This window comes from Paenibacillus oenotherae, from assembly GCF_019443105.1.
Classification (GTDB): domain Bacteria; phylum Bacillota; class Bacilli; order Paenibacillales; family Paenibacillaceae; genus Paenibacillus_Z; species Paenibacillus_Z oenotherae.
In genome coordinates, this window is record NZ_JAHZIJ010000036.1 from 1 (window position 1) to 10,365 (window position 10,365).

3 protein-coding genes are annotated in these 10,365 nt (G+C 56.3%); all 3 read left to right on the plus strand.

The window, feature by feature from the left end:
- A partial coding sequence (locus K0T92_RS24295; RefSeq protein ID WP_219875219.1) for a phosphopantetheine-binding protein occupies positions 1-1,040 on the plus strand: 1,040 nt, incomplete at its 5' end.
- 82 nt (positions 1,041-1,122) lie between these two features.
- Positions 1,123-2,745, plus strand: a complete 1,623-nt coding sequence (locus K0T92_RS24300; RefSeq protein ID WP_219875220.1) for a CPBP family intramembrane glutamic endopeptidase — start codon at positions 1,123-1,125, stop codon at positions 2,743-2,745.
- Between the two features lie 53 nt (positions 2,746-2,798).
- Positions 2,799-10,365 (plus strand): HAD-IIIC family phosphatase (locus tag K0T92_RS24305; RefSeq protein WP_219875221.1); only part of this gene is annotated, 7,567 nt, incomplete at its 3' end.

Genomic DNA, 10,365 nt, shown 5'->3' on the forward strand with positions numbered 1-10,365 from the left:
GGGCGTGCACGTCAGGGGAGCTGCGCCGCCACTGTGCGGAGCTGCTGCCGGATTACATGATTCCGGCTGCATTCGTGCAGGTGGAGATCATGCCGCTGACAGCAAGCGGCAAAGCGGATCGCCGGGCGTTGCCAGCGCCGGACACAGTATCGATGGAGACGGGGACGGCATATACAGCTCCGGCAACCGAGACGGAGGAGAAGCTGGCTGCCCTGTGGCAGGAGCTGCTGGGACGCGAGACGATTGGCGTCAACGACAACTTCTTCGAGCTTGGCGGCAATTCACTGCTGCTTATCCGCATGCATCGCATGCTTGAGCAGGAGCTGCCTGTGACGCTGAGCGTAACGGATTTGTTCGCTTATCCGACCATTGCCAAGCTGGCGGAATATGTGACGGGGCTGGGCAGCGGATCATCCGTTGTTGAGATCGAGCCTATTCCTATTCCGGCCGATTGGCAGCCAGCGTCCCGCGAGCCGCATTCCGGCGACTTCCTGCGTGTGACGCTTGGCGGGCCGACTGCGGAGCAGATACGCGCAGTATCGGCAGCGGAAGGTGTTGAGCCGGATGTGGCGGCGCTTGCAGTCTATCTTGTTCTGCTGGCCCAGAACTTGAAGCAGCCTAAGTTCGCTTTGCCGGTATACGGCTTTGGCCCCGGCATTCAGGTGCTGCCAGTTGATCTGACAGCGACGGGCGGACTTTCGGAGCTCATTGCCTGGCTTGGCGCTCAACTGGACAGTCTTCCTGTTATTCAGGAGATGCCTGTAAGGAGCCAGTCGGCAGATAGCCAGGCAGCGGCTTCTATCGTTCCTTTATACCGTAAGCTGCCATCAGCCGCAGTGCCTGCGTCATGGATGGAACGGGTGGATTTGCTGCTGAACGTTGGTATTGGCGAGAACGCCATTCAGTTGAACAACGAATACAACGGTTCGAGAATCCGCAAGGAAAAAGTGAAGGAGCTCATGCAGTCCTTCCCGACATGGTGCCGCAGGCTTGCAAGCCAGCAGTCCGGCAAAGGACAGGCTGCCGCCGCAAGAGAGTAGGCCTTTCAGACAATACGGGAACCGCTTAAAGACTTGCCTATATAGAAAAAATGAGAACGACTAAACGGGAGGCGTCACTAAAGTGAATTCAAAGTTCAAGTCGATTGCAGGGCCACTCCTGCATGCTGCCATGTATGTGGCTGTGTTTATGATTGTTTATATGTCACACGGAATCTTTATCATCCAGAAATATGAGTCCTATCGTGAGTACATGATCCGCAACATTCCGGTTTATCTATGTATTGTGTTTTTTGCTGTATTCCTGCTGTACCTGATCATTTCTTCGATTCAGAAGCGGGCCAGCAAGGGGCGGATTGAAGGCATTATGAAAACCGCCCGGTTCCGTAATTTGACGGCGGGCCAGTGGTTATTGATGGGTGTGATCGGGATTGCCTGTTCATTCCTGTACATCTCCGTTATGCAGCTCTCCTGGGTCAGGAACAATACGGATGAGCTGAGGAGATATGTAACTGATTTCGGCAATGCGGATTATTTCATTTATGTGCTTCTTGGTGTCGGATTTTTTGCAGTCGTGTTCGAAGAGCTGTTGTTCCGCGGCATTGTATTCACTTCCCTGCGCAAAATTATGCCGGCATGGGCTGCAGTCATTCTCGGTTCGATTGTTTATGGCTACTTCCAGCCTTCCCCTTGGGTAGGATTCATCGCTTTCTTCCTGAGCATTCTGTACTGTCTTGTCTATATGCGCCTGCAGTCCATCTGGGGCTCAATTGCAATCGGAGCCGTTGTGAACTGCTTTATTACGTCCTCTAACAAATGGGGCATGCACGATGCGATGATGAACTTCTCGAATGATGTGCTGCTGATGATCGGCCTGCTGTCCCTGAGCATTATCGGCCTGTCGCTGGTCTACCTGTGGCAGGGAGCCGCTGGCGTGAAGAAACATGCGAAGACACTCGGCATGGTCGTGATGATCGTAGCGGTCTACTTCGGTTTTCTGCAAGTTCTTGTTATCATCTGGGAAAATGTTGTTCTGAAGCAATACCCTGATCTGGCGCCGCACGGTATTATCGGCCTGTATACGAACGCGCTGCTCTCGCTGCCGCTGTTCTATTTCATCTACAAATGGTTCTTCAAAAAGAATCTGATCACCATCACAGGGTTCCGCAATGTCAGCCTCAAGGTGCATGTGATGAATATCATTCTTGCGGTTTGTATGGCGGTATGGGTAATGACGCTGTTCAACATTCCGCAGGTCAAGGAAGCCGCTCCAGGCTTTGAGGGTATCGTGGGCTTCTTCCTGGGACAGAGTGCAGCGGTGTTCTTCAGTTTCTTCCTGATTAACTCGCTCTATAAGGAATTTCTGTTCCGCGCGCTGCTGTTCAATGAAATACGCAAATCGCTGCCGCTATGGGCCGCTATGATTGTGACCGGTATTCTGTACGGCATCATGTTCTCCTTCTCGGATATTCCGACCAAGCTGTACGGAACTGCGGGTGCTGTTATTTTCGGCTTGCTGTATGTGTGGTACCGCTCGATCTGGGTCACTTATGTCAATGAACTGGTGTTGTTCTCGACGTACTATGTCATTCGTCACTATGTAGGCGTTCCGGAAGGAGCGACAATGTATGTTGCGCAGGGCGTCAGCTCCATTGCGATTCTTGCGCTCATGTACGGATTGTGGAAGGGCAGACAGCCGGCCGTTCAATCGAATCGAACGGAAAAGAAGCTGGATATCGGGGCCTAGCCGATTGAAAGAGAGAATATATTTGCCGCAAGTGAATAAGGGGAGGAATCACAATGCTGGATCAAGCATGGTGGAACGAGGGCGCCGAACTAGAGGAAGAAATTGTCGTTGAGGAAACGTCCCATCGAGACATCGCCATTATCGGTATGGCGGCCATGCTGCCGAAAGCGGATAACGTCAGACGGTTCTGGAAGAATGTGACGGAACAGGCTGATGCGATCGGACCTTTCCCGCAGTCCCGCCGCAAGGATGTGGAGTCGCTGCTGGCGGACACGAAGCTTCCGGACGGTATCGTCTCCTATTATGATGGGGCGTATCTGGAGGATATCGATAAATTCGATTACCGTTTCTTCCGGCTTTCCCCTAAGGAGGCCGCTCTGCTAAGTCCCAATCAGCGGCTCTGGCTGGAGACGGCATGGAGCGCGCTTGAGGATGCAGGCTACGGAGGAGACAAGCTCTACGGCAGCCGAACAGGCGTATATCTGGGCTACAACGGAGATGCGTTCCATGATTATAAACGTTTAATCGCACAAAGAGACCCTTCTTCGCTGTCCTTGGCGATACCGGGCAATTTATCGTCCATTGTCGCCAGCCGAATCTCGTATTTGCTGGATTTCAAAGGACCAAGCTTAACCGTTGACACAGCCTGCTCTTCTTCGCTTGTCGCCCTGCACCTCGCGGTGCAGGCGCTGCGGAGCGGAGAGTGTGAGCAAGCGCTGATCGGCGGGGTCAAAACCTATCTGCTTCCTGTCGATCTGGGAATCAAGATCGGCATCGAATCAATTGATGCCCGTGCCCGCACATTCGATAATTCATCCAGCGGTACAGGCGGAGGGGAAGGCTCGGCAGCTGTGCTGCTCAAGCCGCTTGGCAAGGCGCTGCGTGACGGCGATGCGATCTATGCGGTTATTAAGGGCAGCGCCGTCAATCAGGATGGAGCTTCCATCGGCATTACCGCGCCGAGCGTGAGCGCCCAAGAGGAAGTTATCGTGAAGGCATGGCAGGATGGGGACATTGCGCCAGAGACGGTTGGATATATGGAAGCACACGGTACGGGAACACGCCTTGGCGATCCTATCGAAATAGACGGGATTACGAGAGCATTCCGCAGATATACCGATAAAAAACAGTTCTGTGCGATCGGATCGGTGAAGACGAATATTGGCCATCTCGATACAACGGCAGGCATTGTCGGCTTGATGAAGGCAGCGCTGGCGCTGAAACACAAGCAGCTGCCGCCGATGCTGCATTTTCGCCAGCCCAATGCCGAGATCCCATTCGTGGAGTCGCCGGTCTATGTCAGCGACAAGCTCCGGCCATGGACAAGCGGAGATAGCCCGCGCAGAGCGGGTGTCAGCGCTTTTGGCATGAGCGGCACGAACTGTCACGTGGTGCTTGAGGAAGCGCCGGAGGTTGTTGAGGGGCTTGATATGGAGGAGAGCGGACATGTTCTGGCGCTCTCGGCCAAGAGCGAGACGGCGCTGCGCGCACTTGCAGTGTCGTATGCGGAATTTGTGAGCGAGCCGCAAGCGCAGTCCGCAGCTCTGCGCGACTTCTGCTACACCGCCAATACCGGGCGGGGGCATCACGGCTATAGAGCTGCAATTGCAGCAAGCTCGATGGATGAATTGCGCGATGGGCTGACTACGCTGGCTGAGCTGCTGAATGCTGCCGACTGGTCCTGGGAGACAGCAGGCCAGGCGGATCGGCCGGGAGCGAAAGGCATCTGGCTGGGCCGTGTTCAAGGGAGCCAGAATGAGTTGCTCTCCGCTGAGGAGGCAGCTCTGCTTGGTCCCGAGGAGCTGTGCGCATCGTATGTGAGCGGCGGCCAGTGGAATTGGGACGAGCTGTACCGTGACTCTGTCTGCCAGAGGGTGAACCTGCCGGCTTATCCATTCGACCGGACACGCTGCTGGCTTGAAGCTCCTGCGGTCGCCGATTCATTCTACCGCAGCCCGGCAGAGGCGCCGGGGGCGCATGCCGCTGCCCTGGCTCCGGAGGAGGGCAGGCCTGCAGTTACTCTGACCGGAAGGAAGGAAAATGTATATTCCGGTACGGAAGAGGTTGTCGCCGGGGCCTGGGGACAGGTGCTCGGGTTCCAATCGCTGAATGTGGATGACCACTATTATGAGCTTGGCGGAGATTCTATTCTTGCGCTGCAAATTGCCGGAATGCTGAGTTCGCGTCTTGGTGTCGCCATTGGTGTAGCAGATATTTTGCAGCATCCCACTGTAGAGGCGCTGTCGCGCTATGCGGATCAAGAAAATCCGGAGCTTGCATCGTCAAGAGAGGCATCGTTGCTTCCAAGCGAAGGGGGCGTCTATCCATTATCACGTGCGCAGCGCCGCATCTATTACAACAGCCACCTGCCAGGAGCGGGATTGCATCACAATATGCCGCTTGCATATGTTGTGGAAGGCCCGATAGACGCGGAGCGTCTGCAGGCTGCATTCTCCAAGCTGACGGAGCGTCATGAGAGTCTGCGTACAACGTTCGAGTTGTCGGAGGATGGACAGCCCGAGCAGCATGTGCATGCCGCAGTACCTGTAAAGGTTGAACGGACACAGGTCGATTCGGAGGAGGAGTTCGGGCCATTCCTGGATGCGCTCATCCGGCCTTTCGATCTTGCCGAGCTGCCGCTGTTCCGGATCGGTCTGGCATCCGCTCCTTCCGGCCGCCATCTGCTGGTTCTGGATACGCATCATATTATCTCGGACGGCGCTTCGCTTGCGCTGCTGCTGCAAGAGATGACGGCATTGTACGGGGGATTGGCGCTGGCGCCGATTTCTGCGCAGTATCGGGATTTTGCACTATGGCAGCGTGATCTGATGGCTGACGAAGCCATGGAGACACAGCGCCGGTACTGGTTGGAGGACGCGCTGTCAGGCGATTTGCCTAAGCTGCGCCTCCCGCTTGATTATCCGCGGCCGCCTATGAAATCGCAGCTGAGCCGCACGTTCCGTTTCACCGTTCCGGCTGAATTGACGGCATCGCTGCAGGACTTGTCCAAACGCCATCACGTATCGCTGCATACGACGTTATTGTCTCTGTATACAGCTGTGATGCACCGGTACTCCAATCAAGATGATTTGATCATCGGCTCATTGGTCAGCGGGCGGGATCAGGCGGAGTTCCGCGGGCTTGTCGGAGTATTCATCAACTTCCTGCCGATCCGGGTTCAAGTATCGCCGGAGACGCCTTTCACAGAGCTGCTTCAAGCGGTTAACAGCAAGACGCTTCAGGCTTATGCCAATGGCCAATATCCATTCGATGAGACTGTCGTTCAGCTGAAGGCGGGGAGCGACCGCTCGCGCAATCCGGTATACGATACGATGCTGGTGTTCCATAATCATGCTGCCGGCAGCGAGCAGTTCCAGGCGGGCAGCTTGACGTTCACGGAATATCCGCTTGAACGGCATACGTCCGCGCTCGATGTCAAGCTTGATCTGTTCGTCGGTTCATCCGGCGAGCTGCGCGGCGTGCTGGAGTATGACGCGGCTCTCTTCAATGAAGAGACGATAGCCGGACTTGCCGGGCATTTTGTGGAAATGGCGGCTTCGGCTGCAGTGGACAGCAGTTCCTCAGTGGGCAGTCTGAAAGGGCTGACGGCAGCGGAGCAGGCGCATTACGAGGAGCGGAGAAGACGCAATGACACAACCGCGGCAGCGGAGAAGGCTTTGGACAATATTCATGTCCATCTGGCCTCTACCTTTACCTCGGAGCCTGTTGAGCGTCATTTGAAGAACTGGCTGCATGCTTTTGGCATGAATCCTGTCATTACGTTCGCTCCTTACAATCAAATTATTCAAGGGCTGCTTGATGAAGCATCCGCAGCGGCGGAGGGCGGCGATGGGGACGCTCCAGCGGCACAAGTGCTGCTCATTCGCCCAGAGGACTGGGTTTCCCCATATGCCGCTTCTGATGAAGAGCGGCTGGAACGGCTGGAAGCTGATTTGGACCGTCTGCTGCTGCTGTTGAAAGATCGTGCAGGCAGCGTGCCATATTTCGCAGGCTTGTTCCCGTTCTCTTCGGATGGACCGTTCAACCGGGTGCCGGAGGATCGGGCACGGGCCTTTGCCGAGCGCTGGCGCAATGGAGCGGCTGCTATTGAGGGGGTATTCCTGCTTGAATTTGCGGATACGGCGACCCGATATGGCGTAGTGACAGTGGAGGATGCGGTAACGAATGAGGAAGGCCATATTCCGTTTACAGATGCCTATTTCGCTGCACTCGGTACAGAAATTGCCCGTGCTCTTGTTGCCTGGAAGGGGAATCCCTTCAAGGTTATCGTCGTCGATGCGGACAACACGTTATGGCATGGCGTCTGTGGAGAGTCAGGCCCTGAGGGTGTAACCGTTACGCCGGCATTCGCCGCGTTCCAGCAGCTGTTGCTTCGCAAACGGAGCGAAGGGATGCTGCTCGCGCTGTGCAGCAAAAATAATGAGCAGGACGTATGGGATGTGTTCTCTGCAAATTCCGGGATGGTGCTGGGCAAGGAGCATTTTGCCGCTTGGCGCGTCAATTGGCAGCCGAAGCCGGACAATATCCGCGAGCTGGCCAAGGATTTGAACCTCGGCCTGGACAGCCTCATCTTCGTTGATGACAATGCCGCAGAATGTCTTGGCATGATGGCTCAATGTCCAGAGGTGCTTACATTAAAGCTGCCTGAGGAAGAGGAGATTGCCGCGTTCCTGCCGCATGTCTGGGCGTGGGACCGCTCCCGTGTAACGGGCGAGGACCGCAAGCGGGCGGATATGTACAATGCGGAGCGGCGCAGGAAAGAAGCGGAGCAGCGTGTCGCAACGCTTGAGGAATATTATGATGATTTGCAAATGAAGGTCAGCTTCCGCATTCTTGCAGCTGACGAGGTTGCCCGTGCGGCACAGCTGACGCTGCGCACGAATCAGTTCAATCTCAGCGGCATTCGCCGCTCGGAGGCAGATATCCGCTCGCTGATGCAGAAAGCGGGTACCAAGGCATGGATTGTGGAGGCGGCCGACCGATATGGCGATTACGGCCTTGTCGGACTGATTGTGGCAGATGTGCGTGATGCTGTTCTGACGGCAGAAACATTCCTGCTAAGCTGCAGGGTGCTTGGCAGAGGTGTGGAACGGGCCATTCTGTCCGGACTGAAGCATGAAGCATTGGCTCAAGGCTGCCAGGCGCTTGGCGCCGACTTCCGGCCGACAGCGAAGAACAAGCCGTTCCTGCAGTTCCTTGAGCAGACGGGCTGGCACAAGCCGGAGCAGCCTGAAGACGACGGGGTTGTGCCGTATACGCTGCCGCTTGATGCTGTTGCGGAGGCGCCATCTCATGTTGCTTTCTATGAAGGAACTGCTTATGAGAAGGTAGAGACTCCGGAGGAAGCTGCTGGAGCAGGGGATACAGCTTCGGCTAATGCGCCTGCTGCCGTGACAGCGGCTGCTGCAGCGCTGCATGCGACTGCCGGAGCGGGAACTGTCCCGGCTTCCTATCAATGGAATCTTCCCGCTGAGCGGGAAGAGCAGCTTCTTCACCGTACGTATTTGCTCCCGCTTCGTTATCCGAATGCTGCGGGCGCTGCCGGGCTGGCTGCTTATCTGGGCCAATCAGGCCAAGGGCAGTCTGGCGGAAGAACACCTACAGCCAATTATGAAGCGCCAGCAGGCGAGATAGAGCAAGCGGTGGCGGAAGTATGGGAGGAATTGCTCGGACACGGGCCATATGGAAGACATGATCATTTCTTCGATGCGGGCGGTGATTCCCTGCAGGCTGCCGGGCTTGTCTCCATGCTCGTGAGGAGATTTGGCGTTCGCGTAACGCTGACGGATCTGTTCCGGCATGCCGGATTGAAGGAGATGGCTGCTCTGATGAGCGGCGGCTCGAATTCCGCCAATGCGGAGCAGATCTACATTCCTAAAGCGCCGGAAGCGGAGCTTTATCCCGTCTCCTATGCGCAGAGACGCATGTATTTCCTGCAGGAGTTCGATCCTTCCGGCACAGCGTATAATATTCCTTCGCTGCTGCTGCTGAGGGGAGTGCTTCACCGCGATCGGTTCCAAGATGCGCTGCGTTTGTTGGCTGCAAGGCATGAGGGCTTGCGGACATCGTTTGTTATGCAGGATGGCGAGCCATACCAACGCATACATGCGCCAGCGGATCATGTGGAATTTGCCGAGATTGAGCTGGCCGAGGAAAGCATGCTTCATGATGCGGCGCGTGCGATGGTGCAGCCGTTCAATCTGCAGCAGGCTCCCCTGTTCCGTGTCGGATTGTTCCGGCTTGGGGAAGAGCGGTATGGCATGCTGTTTGATATCCATCATATTGTGGCGGACGGCGTGTCTGTTAACGTCTTGATTGAAGATTTTCTTGCCTTGTATGGCGGCGGGACGCTGCCAAGTCTGGATATCCAGTACAAGGATTATGCGGTTTGGCAGGAGAGCAGTCAAAGTGGTCAGGCCGGTTCGCTGAAGGGAATCAGCGCTGAGGCTCAGGAGCAGAGCCAGGCCGAGGGCTTGGAGCAGGAGCGTTATGGAGCGCAGGAGCAGGCGTGGCTGGAGCGTTTGTCGGGCGGAGCGGTTCCGAAGCTGGAGCTGCCGCTGGATTATGTCCGGCCTACTGTGAAGAGCACGGAAGGGCGCCAGCTTTCTTTTGAAATCGGAAAAGAAGATGTGGATGCTCTGAAGGCTGTTGCGCAGGAGAACGGATCGACTCTGTTCATGACGCTGATGGCTGCCTACTCGGTATGGCTGATGCGGATTTCCGGCGGTACCGACGTTGTAGTCGGCACGCCTGTTGCGGGAAGAACCGCGCCAGGCACGGAAAGGCTGATTGGCGTATTCGTCAATCCGCTTGCGATCCGCATGTTCCCTGATTCGGGCAAAACCTTTGCTGGGCTGCTTCAGGAAGTGAAGGGGCAAATACTTGCCTCGCTGGAAGGGCAGGAGGTTCCGTTCGAGCATTTGGTGGAGCGGATGCAGGTGGAGCGGGATTTGAGCCGCAATCCGCTGTTCGACACGATGTTCTCGATGCTGAATATGGATCATGCGGAGCTGTCGCTTCCGGATCTGACCGTAGAGCAGCTGCCGTGTGATTTTGGCGTATCGCAGTTCGATATTGGATTGTATGCGCTGGAGGGAGCGAACGGGCTGACAATTACGATTCAATATGCGTCCACCTTGTTCAAGGCGGAGACGATGAAGTCATGGGTCAGCGCATTCCAGACCTTGCTGCGCCATCTGCCTGCTGCACCGGACACGCCGCTTGGCGCCATCGAGCTGATGACAGCCGGAGAGAAGCAGCAGGTTGTGGAGCAGTTTAACGCAACGGAAGTGGCGTTCCCGCGCGAGCTGACGCTGCATGAGATGTTCCGGCAGCAAGCAAAGCGTACGCCGGAGCGCACGGCGCTGGTGTACGAGTCGGAGGAGCTGACATATCGTGAGCTCGATGAGCGTTCAGACCGTCTCGCGGGTCATCTGCGCGAGCAAGGGGTGAAGCGTAGCGAGCCGGTGGGCCTGATGGCGCAGCGGTCAGCAGAGATGATGATCGGGATGCTGGCGATCATCAAGGCAGGCGGGGCGTATGTGCCGCTGCCGCCGGAGTTCCCGGAGGATCGGCTGCGGTATATGGCCGAAGGCAGCG